Genomic DNA, 21,042 nt, shown 5'->3' with positions numbered 1-21,042 from the left:
CAAATTGCGTAAGCGAGATTCAAATTGTTTTCTATTAATGATGAAATGTTAGTGCGTTGCGTAACGAAGAAATGCGTGCTCGGCGCCGTTCTTCTCGCTCCATTAATCCTTTCCTCATGCACTACCGCGGATCAAAGCTCGAGAGCCGAGCTCGCTCAGAAAACCGAGCAAGCTAAACAGGCTTATCGTAACGAACCGTACGAGGTATTTCTCGTAGATCGAAAAAAGTTCGATACTCGGTTTTCGCCTGTCGATGTTACGCCTATGGAGCAACACGCTGCCGGAACGATTTTGATAGATACCTCGCAAAAGTTCTTGTATCTCTACAACGCGAACGGAACTGCCCGTCGTTACGGGGTAGCAGTAGGTGCTAGTGGTTATGGTTGGTGGGGAACAGCGAAGGTTGGGCGCAAAGCCATCTGGCCAGCATGGTATCCAACAGATGATATGCGCAACAAAGCTCCGGGTTTGCCCCGACGGATAGAGCCAGGAACGCACAATCCACTCGGAGCACGCGCCTTGTACCTTTATCAAAACAGTGTTGATACGCTTTACAGAATTCACGGCACATCAGAACCCTGGACCATTGGGACCGAGGCATCGTCGGGATGTATTCGAATGCTCAATGAAGATGTGATTGAGCTATACAATCTCGTAAGCCCTGGCGCTACCGTAATCGTCAAGTAATCGACTCTTTGTGGCTGTCTCGATACGGTACCCCCCTATGGCCGTCCAAAATCTTCTCGATCTGACGTGGTCATGGCGCCGTTCAGCGACCGCCATATGCAGTTCGAGAAAGCATTTCCGGAAGATGCGGTCGAAATCCTTGTCCTTGATGAACCATCGGCCCTCATCCCCGGCCTGTTTCCAGAAGTTGACAACATCCGAAATCAACCCGTCATCGCTGCGCTGCCGCATTCTGGATATCGAAATCATGACGAAACCTTTAGTCGGCACTTGGCGACGCGTTGCCATGGGTTAGGTTAACCCTGCCGAGAGGCGCGGCTTCGGCCGCCATTAATCAGCCTCGCGACAGTTGCCATGCCACGAGGGCGGCAAACGCTACAGGCACGGCAAAGACGACAAAGAGGATCGGCAGTTCCTGAGCGATAGTGTAGCCAGCCTTGGTCACGCCGACCCACATATTGACTGCCGCCACAGCGAACCAAGCTGGGATAAAGAGCTTGGCTGCGGCGGCCATGCCGGCAAGGTCGCCGCCCCAGAGCTTTCCGAACAGAAGGAAGACGCCGAGCAAGACGACCCCTCCGACGATGACAAGAAGCATATGCATGGGGTCCCCTTTGCAACCGAACAACCTGCCGGTTTAGCGGCAGGTCGCCGATACCATTACTTGGTCGTATAGCCGCCATTGACGAGGACGGCCTGTCCAGTCATCCACCAGCCGTCTTATACCATAAAGCGGATATAGGGGACAATGTCCTCAATGTCGGTCGGGCCTGTCTTCGAGAACTTCAAGAGTGCTGCGGCGGTCTTGTGTCGCTTCTCATTATGTGGATATGTTGGCCGGCTCAATCTCCACGGTCGGAGCAGAATCGGAAGCAAAGCCCGGCCAACAATACGCGGTGCCGGTCGAACGTGCGCCAAAAATGGCCTGTCCGACCCGCACGACGTTCGCGCCTTCTTCGATCGCGATCTCGAAATCCCCCGACATACCCAAAGAGAGCTGCGTGAGGTCAGGGTGGATGGCGACGGCGCGATCCCGCAGTTCGCGCAGCGAACGGAAACAGGCGCGCACACGCTCCATATCTGAGCTAAAGATTGCCAGCTCATCAGGCCGCGCGGCTTGAGCCGGGGAAAGCCCGACAGACGCTCGATAAACGGCATCAGGTCGTCAGGGTGCAGACCGTATTTGCTCTCCTCTCCCGACGTATTGACCTGCACGAATACATCAAGGTCGCGGTCTAGGGTATCGAGCCGACGGTTTAATTTCTCCGCTAGCCGGAAACTATCGAGTGCATGGAACTCAGACGCCAGCCGAACAAGATACTTCACCTTGTTTGTCTGGAGATGGCCGATGATGCTCCAACGGATTGTCAGATCGCTGAGAACTGCCTGTTTGTCGCGGGCCTCCTGGAGCTTGTTTTCCCCGAAGTCGGAAATCCCGGCAGCGTAGGCAAGTCGCAGAATATGCGCCGGGACCGTTTTCGTGTCGGGCAGCAGGCGCACGTCATCAGGGTTGCGCTTGCTGCGTTGGCAGGCCGCCTTGATGCGCGCCTGCACGCTTTTCAGGTTCGCTGCGAACATGGTAGCGGGATCGCTGCCAAAGCGGGCGATGTCCTCGGGCGATAGCTCGATTGTCGAAGGCGTGCTCATGTCGCCCCCGATCAGTACGGCAACGGGAAACGCGCAATGAGCTGGCGCACGCGGCCATTGATCTCGGCGGAGGGTGTCGAGCGTTCCGCCCCGGACGGCCTCCAGCGTGTCGAGCATGAGCGTGGCGATCTCGTGATAGTCGTCGGCGCCGAAACCGCGCGATGTTCCGGCGGCACTGCCGACACGAATGCCCGACGTGACCATCGGCTTTTCCGGGTCATTCGGGATAGCATTCTTGTTGAGCGTGATGCCAACTGACTCCAATGCCTTCTCAGCGATATTGCCGGTCACGCCGAAGGCACGCAGATCGACCACGGCCAGATGGCAGTCCGTGCCGCCGGTGGTGATCGTCAACCCGCCATCGGCAAGGGCCTGCGTCAGCACCCGGCAATTCTCGACGACGCCCTGCGAATACTTCCTGAAGGACGGTTGCAGCGCTTCACCGAACGCCACGGCCTTTGCGGCGATGACGTGCATCAGCGGCCCGCCCTGAAGGCCGGGGAATGTCGATGAATTGATCTTCTTCGCAATCTCGGCATCATTGGTCAGCACGAAGCCGCCGCGCGGCCCACGCAAGGTTTTGTGCGTGGTCGAAGTAACGACATCGGCGAAAGGAACCGGCGACGGATATACGCCGCCAGCGACCAACCCCGCGAAATGCGCCATATCGACCAGCAGAATCGCGCCCACCTCATCGCCGATTCCACGGAAGCGTGCGAAATCCATCACGCGCGGATAGGCCGAGCCACCGGCAATCAGCAATTTTGGGCGGTGTTGTCGCGCCAGCTCGGCGACCTAATCCATGTCGATCAGATGGCTGTCCGGGTCCACGCCATAGCTCTTGACGTTGAACCAGCGGCCGGACATTTTGACCGGTGCGCCATGGGTGAGATGCCCACCCGCCTTGAGATCAAGCCCGAGGATCGTATCGCCGGGTCTGAGCAGCGCGAGGAACACCGACTGATTGGCTTGGCTTCCCGAATGCGGCTGGACATTGGCATAGGTACTGCCGAAAAGCTGGTTCATGCGCTTGATCGCCAGGTCCTCGACGACATCGACATTCGCGCAGCCGCCATAATAACGGCGATGCGGCTAGCCTTCGGCATATTTGTTGGTGAGCACCGATCCCTGTGCGTCGAGCACGGCCTGACTTACAAAATTCTCCGACGCGATCAGCTCGATGGAGGCGCGCTGGCGGATGGTTTCGTTGGTGATCGCAGCGGCAACGGCTGTATCGGCGATGGACAGCCCGGTAGCACTGACACCTGAATATTGACCGCTTAGGACTGCGTGCGGGGCGGCCGATGTTTGCATTGCTGGTCTCCATCAAGGTGCTGAGAAAATGGCTCTCCGCCGCGCTGATCCAGCGTGGCGATGTCCGTCAGCATCTATCATGCGTGCGGTCTGCCATGCCCCGCCACTTCCTGCCTGTCATTCAGACCATTCGACCCGAACCCGGCGAAGGCCAGCTACGACTTCGCCACCGCCCGAAACGCGTTCGCCAGCTTCTTGACGGCATGTTCGATTTCGGCCGGCGTATAAGCGGCAAAGCCCATCAGGAAACCGGCCCTGGCATCGCTCGTCGCGTGAAGCGCCGACAATCCCAGAAGCTCGATCCCAACACGTCGCCCGGCGTCGATCGCCATACGCTCCGACAGATTGCCAGTGAGGAGACAGGGCATTTGCAGCCCGCCGGTTGGAACGCGCGGTTCGACGAAATCCGCCAGATGCTTTTGAACGAGACCGACCAGCACATCGAGCCGTTCGGCATAGATGCCGCGCATGGTGCGCACATACGCGCCGAAATGTCCGCCCTCCATGAACCGGGCGAGCGTCAGTTGCGGCATCGGGGCCGAATGCCCATCGAACAGCGTGCGCGCCACTGTCATCGGCTTCACGAGCTGGGGCGGCAACACGACATAGCCGATCCGCAAACCCGGAAAGAGCGACTTGGTGAAGGTGCCAATATAGATGGTTCGGTCGTGAGCATCGAGCCCCTGCACGCAGGCGGTCGGCTTGCCGGCATAGTGGAACTCGCTGTCGTAATCGTCCTCGATGATCCACGCCTGATGCCGGGAGGCCCATTCGATCAGCGCAAGGCGGCGCTCCAGCGCCAGTGTCGCCCCGGTCGGAAACTGGTGCGAAGGCGTCAGGGAAACGGCCTTGGCCTTGCGCGGCTCGGCGATGATCTGGTCGACGACGATTCCCAGCCGATCCACGCGAATAGGCACGCATTCCAGCCCCGCCGCATCGAACGCTTTGCGTGCGCCGTAATAGGCGGGGTCTTCGATGAAGATGCGGTCGCCTGGATCGAGCAGCATGTTCGCGCAAAGCGACATGACCTGTTGCGAACTGGTGAGGATCAGCACCCGGTCGGCCGTGGCGCGCGCACCACGCTCCAGATTCACATAGTCGGCGATGGCGCGGCGTAGCGGTTCAGTCCCCTGCGGATCGCCATGGAACAGCGTGGGCGCGCTGGCCTCCTTGCGCACCTGTCGTTCCAGCCGTTCCCAGAGCTGAAGCGGAAAGGTGCGGGTTTCCGGCACGCCGTGCGCGAAGGGTCGCGGGATCAGCATCTCGCGCACCCCGCCGCTGCGGAACATCGCAGCCCCGCGCTTGCTGAGGTTCGGGGCCTGATTGCGCGCAAGCGCATCACGCCGGGAAAGGCGGTGGCCGGGCGTGAACTCCATCATCTCGGCGACAAAGCTTCCGCTACCGACGCGGCGGTCAATGAAGCCCTCAGCGTGAAGCTGGGCATAGGCGGCCTCAACCGTGTCGCGCGACACGCCGAGCGATTTGGCGAGCGCGCGTGAGGCTGGAAGCGGCTTCCCCGGCCCAAGCACGCCATCGACGATCAGGTGCCGGATTGCCCGCTGAATCCGCGCATGAAGCGGCATCGCCGCATGGGCGGGATGGGCGATCCATGCCTTCACGGATTCCAGTTGGGAGTGCTTGAACAAATGGTCTGAATCTCTCGAAAGAAGTGGATGGGTAATTCAGGCCATTGGTGGGCTATTTGTCAATGCAGCTTTTTTGCCCTGTGCGCCCCGAACTTCAGGAGACCCTTCAGGATCATGCCCTCACATGCTTCACCTTCGTCGATCCGCTTGAACGACCTGACCCATCCCATCGTGGCGGGACTGATCTCCGTCATCGTCAACTATGGCGGCACCTTCATCCTGGTGTTTCAGGCCGCCAAGATCGCCGGGCTAAGCCCCGAACTCACGGCCTCATGGGTCTGGTCGGTGTCCATCGGGGTCGGATTGACGGGGCTGTTCCTGAGCTGGCGCTATCGCGAACCGATCATCACCGCCTGGTCCACGCCGGCGGCGGCGTTCCTCGTCACCGCGCTGGCGACGACGCCCTATGAGGAAGCGGTCGGTGCCTACATGATCTCGGCGGTGGCCTTCGTCGCGCTCGGTCTTTCCGGCTATTTCGAGAAGGTCATACGGCTGATCCCGCCCGGCATCGCCTCCGGCCTTCTAGCTGGCATTTTGCTGCAATTCGGCATCGGCGCATTCGGTGGCGCGAGCGTTGATCCGCTGCTCGTCGGACTGCTGGTCATCGCCTATGTCGTGCTGAAGCGCTTTTCCGCCCGCTATGCTGTCGTCGGCATCCTCGTTCTGGGGCTGGTGTTCCTGCTGACGCAGGGCCGGGTCAATCTGTCGGGGCTGAAGCTGGAGTTCGCCGCGCCCGTCTTCACCATGCCGGCGTTCTCCCTGAACGCGCTCCTGTCTGTTGCGCTGCCGCTGTTTCTCATCACGCTGACCGGCCAATACATGCCGGGAATGCTGGTGCTGCGGAACGACGGCTTCAAGACCAGCGCCAATACGATTGTCACCGTGACCGGCCTTGGCTCGCTCGTCATGGCCCCGTTCGGCTCGCACGCCTTCAACATCGCGGCGATCACTGCGGCGATTGCTACCGGCAAGGAAGCGCATGAAGATCCGCGAAAGCGCTGGATCGCAGGCATCGCGGCCGGCTGCTTCTACGTGCTGGTCGGCGTATTCGGCGTGACGCTCGCCGCCGTCTTCATGGTTTTCCCGGCAACCTTCATCACCACACTTGCCGGTCTGGCGCTGCTCGGCACAATCGGCGGCAGCCTTGCCGGAGCCATGGCAGATCCGACATCGCGTGAAGCCGCCCTCATCACCTTTCTGGCGTCTGCGGCGAACATCAAGCTGCTCGGCATCGGCGGCGCGTTCTGGGGACTGGTGATCGGCCTTGTCGCCTACATGGTCCTCAACGGTCGCCTACCGCATCGCGAGCGGTCCGGCCTCACCATGACCGAAAGGACCGCGAAGTGATGACGATAACCACTTCCGTCATCTCGATCCAGAGCCAGGTCGTGCATGGGCATGTCGGCAACAGCGCGGCCATCCTGCCCATGCAGGCACATGGGTTGAATGTCGCGGCGGTTCCGACAACCTTGCTGCCGAACCATCCCGGCTTTGAGACCATGCGAGGCCGTGTGAATCCGAACTGGTCGGCGATCTGCTGCGCGGAGTGGAAGAACGCGGATTGATCGAGACGAGCCGCTACATTGTCTCCGGCTATCTGGGCTCCCGCGCCAACGGCGATGTTGTTGCCGCCTTCGTCGAACGCGCAAGGCAGATCAACTCGGACATCATTTATATCTGCGACCCGGTGATGGGAGATTCCAATCTCGGCGTGTTCGTCGCCGATCAGGTGGTCGAGTGCATTTGCAACGAACTCGTGCCGCTGGCCGGCGTTCTGACGCCCTACCAGTTCGAGGTCAGACTGATTGCGCGAGGCCAGCCTTGGAACTGGACGCAGCTTGACGCGACAGTCAGGCAAATCCAGATGCTGCGCAACGCACGGCTGGTCGTCACGGGTTGCACGCTGGACCACACCCCCAATGGCTCCCTTGAGAATATCGTGTTCGAGGAGGATCTGTTGCAAACGTTTCGTCAATTAGCGTTGAGATAGGTTCTCAGCTTCAAAAGCTGGATTATTTGACGTTCAAAGGTCGCCACTTCGATAAGTCCGTCATCCTCCTTTGTGTTCGATGGTACCTGACTTACAATCTGAGCCTTCGCAATCTGAAAGAAATGATGGCCTTTATCTGTATCGTGCCATCGATAGCAACGGCGATACAGTCAGCAAAAAGGTTTCTGCACAAGGCTTTGGCCCGGCATGTCCGGCCAGAGAAGATCACTTTTGATGGGAGCCAGACCAATCGCATGGCCATCATGCAGTGTGATGCGGAGAACCGGTTGCGGCGGGGTGGAAAACCCATCACCATTCGCTCCAGCAAATACATGAACAACACTATCGAACAAGATCGTCGCCGTGTCAAACATCGGATACGATCCATGCTCGGCTTCATGTCTGAAGCCACTGCCAGCATCACGCTCGCCAGCATCGAACTCATTCACATGATGCGAAAGCTACAATGCAGTTACGGCTCAACGCACCGCTTTCACTCAAACAACAATTCGCAGCGCTCACAGCATAATTGCGCCTACAGTTAAACCTTGTTCCGTGCAAAACGAATGTTTGCAACGGAGCCGTTCGTTATGGTGTCTTTGACCCGTCACATACAATCGTGGTCAAAACCACAGAGGTAGCTGAATGAACTATTGGAAGAGCAGTGCGTGTGCTAGATGAAGCTCAAGCAGTGGATCAACACGTGGGGAATTGTTGTTGGGGATGGTGAAATATAGAATAATGGGCGGCGGCTCGATCAAGTATCGTATCGCACTTCTGTCTGCGTCGCTTTTAGCCCTCGTAACAATAAGCAGTGACGCCCGATCCGACAGTTTGCCACCGCATCAGCCTCTTGGCATCAGGCACGTTTGTGCGCCCGTTCAGGTAAGCGCCAGTGCGGGCCTGTCAGTGGGACATTCGCTTCACTCCGGCGAAGAGATCCAATTGCAGGACGTCACCTTTGGACCAGACAATAAGCCCTACTTTTCCCTCAACTACGCGACCGGAACCGGACTGCAACGCGCGACTGGTTTTTTGCCGATCGATCAGGTCTTTAATTTCTGCGACTTCGAAAAGCGGGCCGCGAATGGTCAGAATTTTCTGGCGCCTCCCAACACCTGCCATTTGGTGGCAGTTGAAGAAAGCTCAATTGCGGCCTTGAACAAAGAAGCGTCGGCTCTTGAAAAATTCCGTGCTTCCATGGCCGCTTATCGAATGAGCAACGGGAATTATGCGCTGTCGTTTGGTTTACTCAACATTCGGGCGAGCGAAACGATACTGCGGCTTGCAAAAGACCTTCCGGCGAACAGCCAATGTTCCACGGGCGCCGAGTTTGTTGAAGCGTTGGTAAAAACCGAAAGCGCTTTTTCAGACGAACAAAGCCGACGCTTCGCTTCCGACGCTGAACGCCGCGCGGCGGCTCGCGATATGATGCAACAAGGCGTGCAAATCCACGACGCGGCAGTTTTAAAGCAAGCTTGTGACCTGGGAGCTCCTGAAGCCTGCAGCCGGTATGCTGAGGCAATCTACAACGCAGAAGACACAAACGGAACCCTGCCAGCAACTGTTACCCATTACGCGTTGATGGGGTGTATGGGCGGAAATGTGCTTGGTTGTAAACTTGCCATCAATCGAGCCGAAAACACTCTAGAAAATGCGCAGTTTCGCGCAATTGACGGCGGAACCGGTAATCCCGACGATCTTGTCGGTTTGGAACTTGCAAAACTTGGTTGCGACGCACGGCAGGCAGTCAGTTGCGTGTTACTTGCTCGTGGTACGGCGCCCTATGCGACGCCGACGCTCATTCAGGCGGCATCGAATTTTGCCGCTACACTGACCGCATGTAGAACCAGCATTGCCTGGGCATGCGAAGAACTTCAAGACGCATTCGCAAAGGTCGTTCAGGCGCGTACGGGCTATGCTTCCGCAACACCGGATGAAAACTACGCCTTGGGCTCTTTGGTGGAGGAAATTTGTACTCCAGGGCCTGCGAAACCGAGTATCACGCACTGTAAAGCAGCTTACCTGAAATACCGGGATTTTCTGCAATTTACAAAGACTTCCGCCGACGTTGACACACGAATTGGTAATGCGAAAAGCTTCCTGGAAAAAGGCTGCGCCGCGGGCGATCCATCAGCTTGTGCCACTCAATCGAGGCTGAACGATCATTGGGCCGCCGAGGTGAGGAACAGAGCTGCGGCGCGGGCAATCGATTTATGCGCGCAGCAATCAGAGAAAGATAGCATTTGCGATGGATTGACGGCGTCTCTCGACCCGCAGCTTAATGCCGCTATACCCGCGCAACGTCAGGTCTATGACGCGCATATTGAGAAATGCAAGACCGACAAAACCTCAGAAGGCCCCCAAGCCTGCAGTTCAGCGGTTACAACCTACAAATCCTTACAGGGAGATGGACAATCGTCCGATATTGAAGCCCAGCTTTCTGGCGCGTGTAACGCTGAAAATATCAACGGTTGCAATGCGCTGGCTTCACTCATTGCGGAGAAATTCCAAGACGGGTCACCAGATGCTAAAGATGCCGTTCTATCAGTTCTTCGTAACGGTTGTCGATTTGACGACAGCCCCGGTAGCACGTGCCTTTCGCTGGCGGATAGTTTGGCTTCTAATGGAGATAGCGGCAATGCAACCGATGTTTACGCTAAAACCTGCGAGTACCAGATCAAGCATGCAGTCGGAAGACTGAAGGATGTCAGTATCTGCTATAATGCAGCCAAATTCGCGCTGGCGCAGAAAGTCCGATATACAGATGCTTTGCGCTGGGCAGAATTTTCGTGCAGCGCCGAAGATGTGGGACTGTCACCCTATGCCTGCAAGTTGGCCGGTAACATCTACGCGTTCGGTCTTGGTGTTGAAGCCAGCCCACAGGAAGCAGTGATCGCTTATCAAAGCGGGTGCTTTCATCCTTTTGTTAAAACCACTGATGGCGAATCCTGTATCAAATATGGAAATATCCTTCTGGATGCGCTGGGTCAGCTTGGCCAGACTGGCGCCCCTAAACTCATCCTTCCGGGAAACATGTATGACGACACGGAAAGCCCGATTGGCATCGGATCTGAAGCCTCGCGGGCTTATGACATGGGTTGCATGGACAGTATTGAACAGGCTTGTCAGTTAAACCGGAAACTACTCAATGACTGGAGTAACGGGCGTTATTACCATAGCCGTGTGCGTTGCCGGGTTGAGGATGACAGTGGAATTGTTCGTTCTGACAAGGTCTGCCGAGCATTTCCATTTTATCAGGCGGCGGGCCAGCTTAAGGAGCAGCGTAATCAGGTCAGATTAGACGTGTATGTCTGGCCAGATGGCGACAGAACAGTGGTCTATCAGAAAGACGGGAGATGGCTGTTGAATGAACTCGTAACGGATGGTCCTCGCCGTGACAACGAAACAAGCTGCTGGCGAAATCCCGTTTCAAAGCGAAGCTTCTGTGTGACAGAACTTGAGCAGTAACGGAACGAAATGGAACCGATCAATACGACTACCTTCCATTTCCGCACAATCATCGTATAACGTATATTGGGCTAAATGAGGCTGAAGGCAGTCGGAACGCTCTTTACGCTTCCGGGAAGGTCTGGCTTGCCAGCCTGATTGCGCATCGATCCTCTATACGGCGTTTGTTTTACCTGATCTGCCTCTCGTATCCGCTTTGGTATCTCTGCCAGTATCAGTGGTTTCCATTTGCTTACTTCATGATCAAACCAAAAAACTGGACGCATCCGCGTCGTAGTGAAAGGCGTGACTCTTCAACAGGGAAGGCGATGCCACTCGACAAAAGACGTCGAGTTGGATTTACACGTGGACGGTAGTGTCGCCAGTTGCATCTGTTGCGTTCTGGCTGAAGGCAACGTCGCCTCTGGCATTGCTTTGCCTGTGGGCACCTCCATACCTTCCTCAACAGGAAGTGTATATGTCCACGGCGGCGTCCACTTTGACCGGTGGGACTTCAACGTCCCGACAGGTCTGAAGGTAAGATTGACGGACTACAACTCTCAGCCCCATTTACGGCCTTGGGCGGGGATCGAAAACGCATGAAATTGACCGGGCCGTGCTGGCTCGCACCAATTTCTTAAGGACGGTTCACCATTCTGCCGGCGCAGATGTGCGGGTTATTGCCGGCAACCTCCGCAAAGCAGTTCCGGGCGCCTGGTTCATAACTTCTCCCGCAGGAAGCGGCGGAACGGCCGTCAGATCAGCGGGGATCGTTCAGGATAGGATGTGAAACGTGATGACTTTTGCGACGACGTTCGATATCGAAACCAAGTGCCAGTCAACATGCTGATGCGATTTTGGATTTGTTGTTATCATGATAAACCAATCGAAATGCAGACTAAATCATGTCGCTGTTAACTGGATTCGAGATTCCCGTTTGGCTTGATCTGTGGTTCACTTCGCGGCGTCGCTCTCGGCAAAAGTCCTCTCCAGAAACTGGGTAGTTGTCGCATCCAGATTGGACCGAAGCCAGTCCGCCATAGCGATTTCCTCTTGCAGGCTCTGCTCACATGCCCTTGCAATTTCTTCCTCATCCAATCGAGGAGCAGCAGCAATGAGGATCGTGTAGGAGGCAATTGAATTGCAGAACTGCGCCTTTTTCCGGTTTAGCGGTTGACTTTGATGGCCTGCCAGCAACGAAACCTCAATGCTGCACTCGACAAGCAGGTCTCCTACGTCGTGGAAGCTCAGTGGAAACTGATAATAAAGCCACACTACATGCGCAATGATCTTCTGGAAAACGGTGGCGCCTAACTTGAACAGGCTGGTCTTCGGTCATGCTCTGTGAATATCACCGCGCTCAGCAAAATCTTTTAGGCGACGCCACCGCTTATAGTACTTATTCAAAGATGATAGCGCGGAATGGTCTTGTTCCATTCGCGGGTTGTCACCGCTTCACCATTTTCCTTCGCCGTCAACACGCCAGAAATATAGAAATTCGCGGCGTCCGACTGCATCTTGGTGGTGCTTTCAATATCGATCATCCAGCCTTCGCGGCCCATCTGATAGCCCTGTGTCAGCACATAAGACGCGGACAACGGGTCATTGTCATGGATACGCAGTTCACGCTTGAGGCTGTGGCTTAATTGCGTGCCGAGATCGTCAAAGCGCAAAATGCCTTCGCCGAACAGACCACCAATGCCTTCCGTCACATAAAGCGTTTCGCCGGTGACGTGATCCTGCTTGGTCCAGCGACGCACGCTGCCCGGATCAAGCTGGGTCATAGGCGTTGCAGGGCCATGTGCTGGCTTCTGGAAGACGACCTTCGCGTCATCGGCGGACGTCGGGCGCACTGGCAGATCAAGAACTGATGAAACGGTGTCGAGCGTGAGTGTCACACGCTTTGGTGATGGCCAGACCATCGGCCAATAGCCAGTTGCAACCGAAAGACGGATGCGATGGCCTTGCTTGAAGCTGTAGCCGCTATCGTTGAGCTTGATCGCAATTTCGTAGGTCTTGCCCGGTACCAGCATTTCCGGCTTGTCATGGCCGTTGATGTGGTTGAGGTTGAAGACCTGATAGCTGACGCGGGTGATGCGGCCATCGGGCAGAATATCGCTCAGACGCAGCGAAACCTGTGCAACCGGCTGATCGACGGTGAATGTCAGACGTGCAACTGGCGCGCCGAGAATTTCGAGGTTCTCGGTCAGAACAGCGGTGTCGAAGTTGAGCGAACCGCCGTCGTCAAGACGCTGATCGGTCGGGTGTTCGCCAGGGCAGCCGGTCGCCATCCATTCGCCACCGGCCTTGCCGTGGCTGTTTGGCGAGGAAATCGAAAGCATACCCTTGGCTGCATCGGCCTTGCCCAGCGTGAAGTCAGCGCCAAGCGCGAAAGGCGTGTGTACGATTTCGGTCGAAGGCCAGTTCTGTTCGCCAACCCAACGGCCATTGGTAAAGTCGCGCGAGCCGGTGGGCTCGATAGTATCGCAGATATAGGCGCGGAGCTTCGGCTCATCCATGATGCCGGTCTCTTTGCCCTTAAGCCACTGGTCCCACCAGCGCACAGCTTCCTGCAAGAAGCCGATTGCCGGACCCGGCAGACCGTCCTGCGGATAGACATGGCCCCATGGGCCGATAATACCACGCGCAGGAACCTGAAGGTTTTCAAGCAGGCGCGGAACAGCATTGGTGTAGCTGTCGGCCCATGCGCCAATGGCGAGAACCGGGCACTGGATTGCAGACCAGTCTTCGCAGATCGAGCCATGCTTCCAATATTCGTCGTAATGCTGGTGTTCGAGCCAGAGCGCCGGGAAGAATGGCAGTCGCTCCAGACGTTCAATCCATGCATCGCGCCATCCAGCGCCCACAATCGCCGGATCGAGCGGACGCGACTGATAGGCGAGCATGATCGTGCCCCACCAGAGATTATCATTGAGCAGCAGGCCGCCCATGTAGTGGATGTCGTCGCGGAAGCGGTCGTCGGTCGAATAGGCGGTGATGACCGCCTTCAATGCGGGCGGACGGCAGGCTGCGACCTGGAGACCGTTGAAGCCGCCCCAGCTCTTGCCCATCATCCCGACATTGCCACTGCACCATGGCTGCTCAGCGATCCAGGCGATGACTTCCAGCGCATCGTTCTGCTCCTGCTGGATATATTCATCGGCCATATGGCCATCGGATTCGCCCGTGCCGCGCATGTCAACGCGGATCGCGGCATAGCCGTTCTGCGCGAAATAGCCATGCATTGGTTCATCGCGGCCACGTGTGCCGTCGCGCTTGCGGTACGGAATATATTCGAGCACGGCAGGAACGGGATTTTCCTCGGCGCCTTCAGGCAGCCACAGGCGCGCACCAAGACGGGTGCCATCCTTGAGAGTGATCCACAGATGCTCGGTGATATTGACGGTCATGATCGGTTCCAATTTCAATAAAGAGGAGCCGGTGCGGCATTAGCGCCGCATCGGTAGTTTAACTGGCGGCACGGACTTTCAGGATATCGTCCAGCCAGTCACGGCGTAGCTCCGGAACGGATGTGATGAGCTGCTCCGTATAGGGCTCGTAAGGCGGTTCGAAGATTGCCTTCGTGGTACCGGTTTCGACCACCTTGCCCTTCTGCATCACCATGGTGCGGTCGGCGAGCCGACGGACGACGCCAAGATCGTGGGTGATGAAGAGATATGACACGTGCAATTCGTCCTGCAACTTGCGCAGAAGCCTGAGAATTTCCTCCGCGACAAGCGGGTCGAGCGCCGAGGTGACTTCATCGCAGATGATGAGATCAGGCTTGGCGGCCAGCGCACGGGCGATGCACACACGCTGTTTCTGTCCGCCCGAAAGCGCGCCCGGCAGGCGGCTTGCGAAATCGGCAGGCAGGCCGATGAGTTCAAGCAGGCGCTTGACCTCAATCTCGCGCTGGTCCTCATTCATGCCGAAATAGAACTTCATCGGACGACCGATGATTTCACCGACGGTCTGGCGCGGGTTCAATGCCACGTCGGGCAGCTGGTAAACGAACTGAATGCGGCGCAGTTCTTCGCGGCTACGCTTTTTGTAGTTCGCTTCCAGCCGCTGCCCGGCAAGCGTGATGATGCCGCTTGAGTGCGGCGGCAGGCCTGCAATGATGCGTGCAAGCGTCGATTTGCCGGAACCGGATTCACCCACAACTGCAAGCGTTTCACCGCGACGGATATAGCAACCCACATCGGTCAAAACGAGTTTCTTGCCGTAATAGGCGGTTGCGCTCTTCACTTCGAGCAGGATTTCGCCGGTCTTGTGGTCGGCCTGTTCGCCCGAAATGCTGGCTTCACGTTCGGATACCAGGCGCTGGGTATAGTCCTGTTTTGGTGCTTCGAGAATTTCTTCCGCAGAACCAAGCTCGACCATCTTGCCATGACGAAGAACCATGATGCGGTCGGCGATTTGCGCCACCACGGCGAGGTCATGCGTGATGTAAAGAGCAGCGGTGTTGTAACGCTGGATCAGGCTGCGCAAGAGTGCCAGCACCTCGATCTGGGTCGTCACATCAAGTGCGGTGGTCGGCTCATCCAGCACCAGAATATCCGGGCGGCAGGACATTGCCATGGCGACCATGGCGCGCTGCAACTGGCCACCGGAAACCTGATGCGGATAGCGGTAGCCAAAATTGTCCGGGTCTGGAAGCTGTAGCGCGTGCAGCAGTTCCAACATCCATTCCTTTGCTTCCGCTTTGGTCATCAGGCCATGATAAAGCGGGCCTTCCATAATCTGATCGCCGATGCGGTGCGCCGGGTTAAACGACGCTGCCGCACTTTGTGCAACATAGGCGATGCGTGCGCCGCGCGCCTTTTCACGGGTCTCGCGAGTGCCGTCCATCAACGAAATATCGTCAACGACAATTGTGCCCTCAGCGATCCTGCAGCCGCCACGGCCATAGCCCATCGCGGCCAGACCAATGGTGGATTTGCCAGCACCGGACTCTCCGATGAGACCCAGCACTTCACCACGCTTCAGCGTCACATCGACATGATCGACAAGCGTTGCGCCATTGGGTGCTTTGACGACGAGGTCGGAGATTGAAAGAACGATATCGTTGCTCATCGATCAGCTCCCTGCGTGGTCGTGCGTCCGGCCAGAAGCCAGTCCACGACGAGGTTGACGCCAACGGTGAGGATAGCGATTGCAGCCGCCGGGAACAGCGGCGCGTAGAGTCCGTAGAGAATGGCCTGCTGGTTGTCCTTCACCATGCCGCCCCAGTCCGCAAATGGCGGCTGGATACCGAGACCGAGGAACGACAGACCGGCTACGAACAGGAAGGTGAAGCAGAAACGCAGGCCGAATTCCGCGATCAGCGGCGGCAGCGTATTCGGCAGGATCTCACGCCAGATCAGCCAGCCGAGACCTTCGCCGCGCAGACGGGCGGTTTCGGCATATTCCAGCACATTGACGCCCTGCGCTACAATGCGCGCCAGACGGAACACGCGGGTGGAATCGAGCAACGCGATGGTGATGATCAGCACCGGGAGAGAAGAGCCGAGCGCCTGAAGGATGACGAGCGCCGAAATGAGCACCGGAATGCACATGACGGTATCGACGATGCGCGACAGGATCGTATCGACCCAACCACCGAAAATGGCGGCAAGGAAACCGAGAGGCACGCCGACGCTGAACGACAACAGCGATGCAGCCAGTGAAACACCAATCGACATCTGCGCACCAAAGAGCAGGCGCGAGAGCATGTCGCGGCCATTCTGATCGAGACCGAACCAGAACTGCGCCGATGGCGGATCAAATGGCGCGCCGACAATATCTTCCTGACCATAAGGCGCGATCATTGGGCCAAACAGGAACATCAGGAGGCAGAGGGTGACGATGGCGAGACCGACCCACGCCGTCAGGGGAATAGATTTCTTCATTGTCTTTACCGTGGGTGCCTCAGGCGCGGATTGAGCGCGATGGCAGCGACATCGGCGATGATATTGAGAATGACATAGGCCGCACCGAAGACGAGGGCCGCAGCCTGCACGAGCGGAAGGTCACGCTTGGAAACGGCGTCAACCATGAAACGGCCAAGGCCGTTATAGTTGAAGACCGCTTCGACCAGCACCACGCCGGTGATAAGGTAAGCGATGTTGAACGCCACCACATTGACGATTGGCGCTGCCGCATTGGGCAAAGCGTGCTTGGTTACAACGCGCTTGGTGCGCAGACCTTTCAGATAGGCGGTTTCAACATAGGCCTGATCCATAACCGACAAAACGGCGGTGCGGGTCATGCGCATCATCTGCGCAACGGTCACCAGAACCAGCGTCAGTGCGGGCAGGGCCGTGGCTTGAACCCATTCAAGGAACGTCATGCCTTCATAAGTATCGGCAAGGCTCGGCAGCAGGTTGAAGCGGATCGACAGGAACAGGATCAGCAAAAGGCCGAGGAAATATTCTGGTAGCGAAACGAAGGCGAGCGCTACGATATTCACAACGCGGTCGAAGATGCCGCCGCGCTTAACTGCGGAAATGAGGCCAAACAGAATGGCGATCGGGACGCTGATGACTGCTGCAAAGGCTGCAAGCGCCATCGTATTCCAGAAACGCGGCCACAGGAGATCGGCAACCGGTTGCTGATTGGCAAGCGAGGTGCCGAGATCGCCGGTCACGAAACCTGCCAGCCACGCGAAATAGCGTGCGAGGACCGGTTGATTGAGGCCGAGGCTTTCGCGCAGCGTCGCAAGCGCTTCCGGCGTGGCATTCTGACCGAGAATGGCGGACGCCACGTCACCCGGCAAAATCTGCGTGCCGGCGAAAATCAACGCCGACACGAGGAACAGCGTGAGGAGCCCGAGCCCCACACGCTTAACAATTAGAACGAACATTTATGCTTCCAGCCAGACTTTTTCGGCAAGGCGCGCACCCATCAGATTGAACATCGGATGCGTGGTCACGCCCTTGAGCTTCTTGGAGGTGGCGTCGAGATAGTCGCCGAACATCGGAATAAGCGCGCCGCCATCATTGCTGATCATCGCCTGCAATTCGGCGTAGATTTCCTTGCGCTTGGCCTGATCAAGCATCGCACGGGCTTCAAGCAGCTTGGCGTCGAAATCGGCGCTCTTCCAATGCGTATCGTTTTGCGATGCGTTGGATGCGTAGGCGACCGACAGGGCTTGATCGGCAGTCGGGCGACCACCACGATAAGACATGCAGAACGGCGCTTTCATCCAGACATTGTCCCAATATCCGTCAGCCGGTTCACGCTTGATATCAATCTCGATGCCCGACTTGGCGGCGGCGGTGCGGAAGATCGCAGCGGCATCGACAGCGCCCGTGAAGGCTGCATCGGAAGCGGACAGCTGGATTTTCAGCGAATCCATGCCGGCCTGTTTCAGATAGAACTTGGCCTTTTCCGGGTCATAGGCGCGCTGCGGCAGTGCTGCGTCAAAAAACGGGTCGGTGCTCGGGATCGGGTTGTCGTTGCCGAGACGTCCATAGCCGCGCAAGGCGGTCTTGAGCATCTGTTCACGGTCGATGGCGTGTTTGACGGCAAGACGGACATTGTTGTCGGTGAACGGTGCCTGCGTGCAATCCATCAGGAAGGAGAAGTGCTGGCCGCCGGACGACTGGACGATGTTGAGGTTCGGATTGCGCTTCAACAGATCGACGGTCTTGAAGTCGAGCTGGTTGATGGCGTGCACCTGACCGGACATCATGGCGTTGGTACGGGCAGACACATCGTTGATAACGATGACTTCAACCGCATCGACCCATGCCGTGTTCGGCTTCCAATAGCTTTCATTGCGCGTGAAACGCGAACGCACGCCCGGCTGGAAACGCTCGAAAACGAAAGGTCCGGTGCCGACCGGCTTGTTGAAATCGGTCCAGTCTTTCGGAACGACGAGGAAGTGATAATCGGACAGAATGTAAGGCAGATCGGCATTGCCGCTCTTCAGCGTGATCTTGACCGTGCCAGCATCGACCTTGGCGACATCGGTGAATTCCGAGGCGAGCGAACGCGCGCCAGATGTGGTTTCGCCGCGATGAAGGTTGATCGAATAGATGACGTCGTCGGCGTCAAGCGTCTTGCCGTTATGGAAGGTCACTCCCTGACGAACCTTGAAGGTCCATTCCTTGGCGTCGGCTGACGGCTCCCAGCTTTCGAACAGTTCAGGCACAGCCTTGTTGTTGGCGTCGATTTCGACAAGGCCGTTCATCAGCATGTAGGCCTGATTGACCGGAACCCAGTCCTTCAGAAGGCGCGGATCAAAATTGTCGGTCGTGCTGCCGCCGCCGATGCCGAGCTTGAGCACTCCGCCTTTCTTTGGCGCGCCTTCGCCTGCCGCCGCAGCGGGCGAGGTGATCAGGCCGCTCATGCCGGTGATGCCCACCAGACCGAGGCCGGCTGCGCCCGCCATGAAAGAACGACGCGTCAATTGAAACTGGCTTTTTTGCTCAGGCATGCTGTACCCCTGTGTTTAAGTCATAGCTTATCGGCTTTTGCGGGTGGGGTAGCTTACTGTAGCCCTTATTTTCAAGGGTTGATGTCGGATTTCTGGGCATGACTTTTAAGCATACCCTCATGCGAAATGTGTGTCTTGGCATTTGCGCGAACAGGAATAAAGGAGCGTCCAACAGTACCGGCAGGGGCGCTTTTCCGTAGGGGAAGCTGTCCCTGCTTTTTTAGATTTAATTGATCCTGGAGATCGAAAATGGGTTTGCCGGATGTTATCGGCTTGGTGGGCGCGTTCTTTTACCTTCTTGGCTATGCGCTGATTCAATTGCGTATTTTTACCGTCGACGATCCGGTCATTCCGCTGCTGAATGTGCTGGGCGGCATCGCCCTGATCTATTCGCTGGTTTGGAACTTCAACCTCGGTTCCTTTATTTCGCAGGTTGCCTGGCTGGTGATCACCGTTTTCGGATATATCCGCTTCCGCATGGTGTCGCGCCGCCGCGCCGCACTCCCGCAGGAATGATGCGTCTCGCCGATCCGATCATCTTTACGTGATCGGATCGGTTCCATTGCTCGCAATCAGCCAGCCGGCCACTTCCCGTACGATTTTTCGCTGGTGACGGTCGGCCGGTCGCATCAGATAGAAATAGGCATCCGACCGCATCATGTGGCTATGCACGGGCACCAAAGTCCCGCTCGCAAGCTGTTCCTTGATCAGCCATGTCCAGCCGAGGGTGATGCCAATGCCTTGCGTTGCCGCGGCGACGCAAAGGCCGTAATCGCCAAGCCGCCATTCCAGCGCGCCGCCGGGCGGCGACAGTCGGGCGTCGTGCCACCATTCCGGCCATCCCTGCCACTCGCGCATCGTATCTTCGATAGCAAGCAGTACAGGCGCTTCCTGCTCCATGATATTGGGCACACCCGGCGCTGATACCGGCACGACTTCCTCTCGTCCGAGAACCGTCAAATTGACGCCGATGGGGCGCTCTTTGCGATAAAACAATGCAAGGTCGAACTCATCGAGGCGCAAATGGGCGACGTCATCCGTTACGCGCAGCCGGATTTCGATGCCTGAAATCTCTGCTTTCAACTTGCCTATGCGCGAGAGAAACCACTGGTCGGCAATGCCACGCGAACAGGCGATGGTGATCTGCCGGGGGCCTATCCACGCCCGAAGGCCATCTGTGACAGCGCTGAGATCGCCCAGGAGCCGACTGACTTCCGAGGCATAACTTTCACCCATGGCAGTCAGTTGTACGCCAACCGGCAGACGATTGAAGAGCTTTGAACCAATGAAGGCTTCCAGCTTGCCGATCTGTCGGCTGACGGCGCTCTGGGTAAGGCCCAGTTCCTGACCTGCACGGGAGAAACTGCCAAGTCTGGCCGCGCTGTCGAAAACCACCAGCGCATTGAGTGGGGGCATGGATTGACGACCAACTGCCAAAGTTTTATCTCCATTTCGACGCGGTACCACGTTCCACAAGTCTGGGCTGCCTGCGAAAATGTAGTCATTCTGACTTCAGAAAACTTGAAGACTATCAGAAACGAGGCGGCTAGCTGATAGGCCGGTTTCTCGACAAGTTGCAACATTTTTCATAGTTGCGGAAGCAATTCGACAAACGTGTCCACCTGGAAGCCGAATAGGTCGCCCCCTTCAATCTCCACTTGACTGGTTATCAATGTTGTCACTCAGTTGAATAACTGAACGGTAGAGTTCAAAACCCGTGAAATGCCATATCGAGCGCGGATACGATATCGTCATGTGAAGCAGAAAGGTTTGTGACTCGTTCCTTTAATACGGACACCGGAATTGCCGACATAAACTGTGTAACCAAAACATGTTCCTCGCCTTCAATCTCGAAGCTCGGATTGAGCCGCTTCGCCGGGATGGGG

Annotated in this window: 17 protein-coding genes and 4 pseudogenes; 8 read left to right on the top strand and 13 right to left on the bottom strand. The window is 57.1% G+C overall.

Features of this window, described 5'->3' with window-relative positions; genetic code table 11:
• The first annotated feature begins 24 nt into the window (after nucleotides 1-24).
• Both D8666_RS23080 and D8666_RS24055 read left to right on the top strand, forming a co-directional pair.
• A complete protein-coding gene (locus D8666_RS23080; RefSeq protein ID WP_235859056.1) occupies nucleotides 25-687 on the top strand; it encodes a L,D-transpeptidase in 663 nt (220 codons plus the stop codon).
• A 72-nt stretch (nucleotides 688-759) separates the two neighbouring features.
• Nucleotides 760-987, top strand: coding sequence for a hypothetical protein (locus D8666_RS24055; protein ID WP_147438025.1), 228 nt, complete (start codon nucleotides 760-762; stop codon nucleotides 985-987).
• A gap of 34 nt (nucleotides 988-1,021) precedes the next feature.
• On the opposite strand, the gene D8666_RS23070 is transcribed toward D8666_RS24055, so the two are convergent.
• The 5 genes and pseudogenes from D8666_RS23070 to pdxR all read right to left on the bottom strand — a co-directional run bounded on the left by D8666_RS23070 (nucleotide 1,022) and on the right by pdxR (nucleotide 5,294).
• Nucleotides 1,022-1,291, bottom strand: a complete 270-nt coding sequence (locus D8666_RS23070) for a hypothetical protein (protein ID WP_121539585.1) — start codon at nucleotides 1,289-1,291, stop codon at nucleotides 1,022-1,024.
• A 116-nt stretch (nucleotides 1,292-1,407) separates the two neighbouring features.
• Nucleotides 1,408-1,497: pseudogene (locus tag D8666_RS23065) on the bottom strand (SDR family oxidoreductase); the annotation flags it as partial.
• 10 nt (nucleotides 1,498-1,507) lie between these two features.
• Nucleotides 1,508-2,334 (bottom strand): annotated as a pseudogene (locus tag D8666_RS23060) (YggS family pyridoxal phosphate-dependent enzyme).
• 143 nt (nucleotides 2,335-2,477) lie between these two features.
• Nucleotides 2,478-3,648, bottom strand: a pseudogene (gene glyA, locus D8666_RS23055) (serine hydroxymethyltransferase); the annotation flags it as partial.
• 155 nt (nucleotides 3,649-3,803) lie between these two features.
• Entirely contained in the window at nucleotides 3,804-5,294 is a 1,491-nt protein-coding gene (pdxR, locus tag D8666_RS23050; RefSeq protein WP_121539584.1) for a MocR-like pyridoxine biosynthesis transcription factor PdxR, read from the bottom strand.
• Nucleotides 5,295-5,408: 114 nt separating this feature from the next.
• Here pdxR and D8666_RS23045 point away from each other — a divergent pair, with 114 nt between their 5' ends.
• The 5 genes and pseudogenes from D8666_RS23045 (at nucleotide 5,409) to D8666_RS23030 (ending at nucleotide 10,755) form a co-directional block, all read left to right on the top strand.
• The gene (locus D8666_RS23045) at nucleotides 5,409-6,641 is read left to right on the top strand and encodes a benzoate/H(+) symporter BenE family transporter (protein ID WP_121539583.1); all 1,233 of its coding nucleotides are present in this window, start codon (nucleotides 5,409-5,411) and stop codon (nucleotides 6,639-6,641) included.
• Nucleotides 6,641-6,859, top strand: coding sequence for a carbohydrate kinase family protein (locus D8666_RS24525; RefSeq protein WP_235859055.1), 219 nt, complete (start codon nucleotides 6,641-6,643; stop codon nucleotides 6,857-6,859). The genes D8666_RS23045 and D8666_RS24525 overlap by 1 nt, the downstream gene beginning before the upstream one ends.
• Nucleotides 6,856-7,284: a bifunctional hydroxymethylpyrimidine kinase/phosphomethylpyrimidine kinase gene (locus D8666_RS23040; protein WP_235859054.1), complete on the top strand. Its 429-nt coding sequence runs from the start codon at nucleotides 6,856-6,858 to the stop codon at nucleotides 7,282-7,284. The genes D8666_RS24525 and D8666_RS23040 overlap by 4 nt, the downstream gene beginning before the upstream one ends.
• 26 nt (nucleotides 7,285-7,310) lie before the next feature.
• Nucleotides 7,311-7,813, top strand: a pseudogene (locus tag D8666_RS23035) (IS6 family transposase).
• A gap of 416 nt (nucleotides 7,814-8,229) precedes the next feature.
• Nucleotides 8,230-10,755: a sel1 repeat family protein gene (locus D8666_RS23030; protein ID WP_147438024.1), complete on the top strand. Its 2,526-nt coding sequence runs from the start codon at nucleotides 8,230-8,232 to the stop codon at nucleotides 10,753-10,755.
• Nucleotides 10,756-11,688: 933 nt separating this feature from the next.
• Here D8666_RS23030 and D8666_RS24595 read toward each other — a convergent pair.
• From D8666_RS24595 to D8666_RS23000, 6 genes are all read right to left on the bottom strand, one after another.
• Nucleotides 11,689-12,009: a DUF892 family protein gene (locus D8666_RS24595; protein ID WP_371830847.1), complete on the bottom strand. Its 321-nt coding sequence runs from the start codon at nucleotides 12,007-12,009 to the stop codon at nucleotides 11,689-11,691.
• Nucleotides 12,010-12,137: 128 nt separating this feature from the next.
• Nucleotides 12,138-14,144: a CocE/NonD family hydrolase gene (locus tag D8666_RS23020; RefSeq protein ID WP_121539580.1), complete on the bottom strand. Its 2,007-nt coding sequence runs from the start codon at nucleotides 14,142-14,144 to the stop codon at nucleotides 12,138-12,140.
• A gap of 58 nt (nucleotides 14,145-14,202) precedes the next feature.
• Nucleotides 14,203-15,810 (bottom strand): ABC transporter ATP-binding protein, encoded by a 1,608-nt coding sequence (locus tag D8666_RS23015; RefSeq protein WP_121539579.1) that lies wholly within the window; start codon nucleotides 15,808-15,810, stop codon nucleotides 14,203-14,205.
• Nucleotides 15,807-16,625 (bottom strand): ABC transporter permease, encoded by an 819-nt coding sequence (locus tag D8666_RS23010; RefSeq protein WP_121539578.1) that lies wholly within the window; start codon nucleotides 16,623-16,625, stop codon nucleotides 15,807-15,809. The genes D8666_RS23015 and D8666_RS23010 overlap by 4 nt, the downstream gene beginning before the upstream one ends.
• A 5-nt stretch (nucleotides 16,626-16,630) precedes the next feature.
• Nucleotides 16,631-17,578 carry an ABC transporter permease gene (locus D8666_RS23005; RefSeq protein ID WP_121539577.1) on the bottom strand — a complete coding sequence of 316 codons (948 nt, stop codon included), beginning with the start codon at nucleotides 17,576-17,578 and terminating at the stop codon, nucleotides 16,631-16,633.
• On the bottom strand, nucleotides 17,579-19,156 hold the full coding sequence (locus D8666_RS23000) for an ABC transporter substrate-binding protein (RefSeq protein WP_121539576.1): 1,578 nt from the start codon (nucleotides 19,154-19,156) through the stop codon (nucleotides 17,579-17,581).
• Between the two features lie 249 nt (nucleotides 19,157-19,405).
• Between D8666_RS23000 and D8666_RS22995 the strand changes: the two genes are divergently transcribed.
• Complete coding sequence (locus D8666_RS22995) at nucleotides 19,406-19,672, top strand: CBU_0592 family membrane protein (protein WP_121539575.1); 267 nt, start codon at nucleotides 19,406-19,408, stop codon at nucleotides 19,670-19,672.
• 24 nt (nucleotides 19,673-19,696) lie between these two features.
• On the opposite strand, the gene D8666_RS22990 is transcribed toward D8666_RS22995, so the two are convergent.
• A complete protein-coding gene (locus tag D8666_RS22990) occupies nucleotides 19,697-20,593 on the bottom strand; it encodes a LysR family transcriptional regulator (RefSeq protein ID WP_121539574.1) in 897 nt (298 codons plus the stop codon).
• Nucleotides 20,594-20,864: 271 nt separating this feature from the next.
• Nucleotides 20,865-21,038 carry a CcdB family protein gene (locus D8666_RS22985; RefSeq protein ID WP_268967066.1) on the bottom strand — a complete coding sequence of 58 codons (174 nt, stop codon included), beginning with the start codon at nucleotides 21,036-21,038 and terminating at the stop codon, nucleotides 20,865-20,867.
• Nucleotides 21,039-21,042: the final 4 nt, after the last annotated feature.

The sequence above is a fragment of the Ochrobactrum soli genome (assembly GCF_003664555.1).
Taxonomy (GTDB): Bacteria; Pseudomonadota; Alphaproteobacteria; order Rhizobiales; family Rhizobiaceae; genus Brucella; species Brucella teleogrylli.
Note: the sequence above shows the minus strand (reverse complement) of the source record. Positions and strands in the feature narration are given on the sequence as shown.

What these genes read in the sequence shown, in the direction of transcription:
- D8666_RS24055 (WP_147438025.1), top strand. Translation starts at nt 760, where the DNA reads ATGGCGCCGTTCAGCGACCGCCATATGCAGTTCGAGAAAGCATTTCCG.
- D8666_RS23070 (WP_121539585.1), bottom strand. Translation starts at nt 1,291, where the DNA reads ATGCATATGCTTCTTGTCATCGTCGGAGGGGTCGTCTTGCTCGGCGTC.
- D8666_RS23045 (WP_121539583.1), top strand. Translation starts at nt 5,409, where the DNA reads ATGCCCTCACATGCTTCACCTTCGTCGATCCGCTTGAACGACCTGACC.
- D8666_RS24525 (WP_235859055.1), top strand. Translation starts at nt 6,641, where the DNA reads ATGACGATAACCACTTCCGTCATCTCGATCCAGAGCCAGGTCGTGCAT.
- D8666_RS23020 (WP_121539580.1), bottom strand. Translation starts at nt 14,144, where the DNA reads ATGACCGTCAATATCACCGAGCATCTGTGGATCACTCTCAAGGATGGC.
- D8666_RS23015 (WP_121539579.1), bottom strand. Translation starts at nt 15,810, where the DNA reads ATGAGCAACGATATCGTTCTTTCAATCTCCGACCTCGTCGTCAAAGCA.
- D8666_RS23010 (WP_121539578.1), bottom strand. Translation starts at nt 16,625, where the DNA reads ATGAAGAAATCTATTCCCCTGACGGCGTGGGTCGGTCTCGCCATCGTC.
- D8666_RS23005 (WP_121539577.1), bottom strand. Translation starts at nt 17,578, where the DNA reads ATGTTCGTTCTAATTGTTAAGCGTGTGGGGCTCGGGCTCCTCACGCTG.
- D8666_RS23000 (WP_121539576.1), bottom strand. Translation starts at nt 19,156, where the DNA reads ATGCCTGAGCAAAAAAGCCAGTTTCAATTGACGCGTCGTTCTTTCATG.
- D8666_RS22995 (WP_121539575.1), top strand. Translation starts at nt 19,406, where the DNA reads ATGGGTTTGCCGGATGTTATCGGCTTGGTGGGCGCGTTCTTTTACCTT.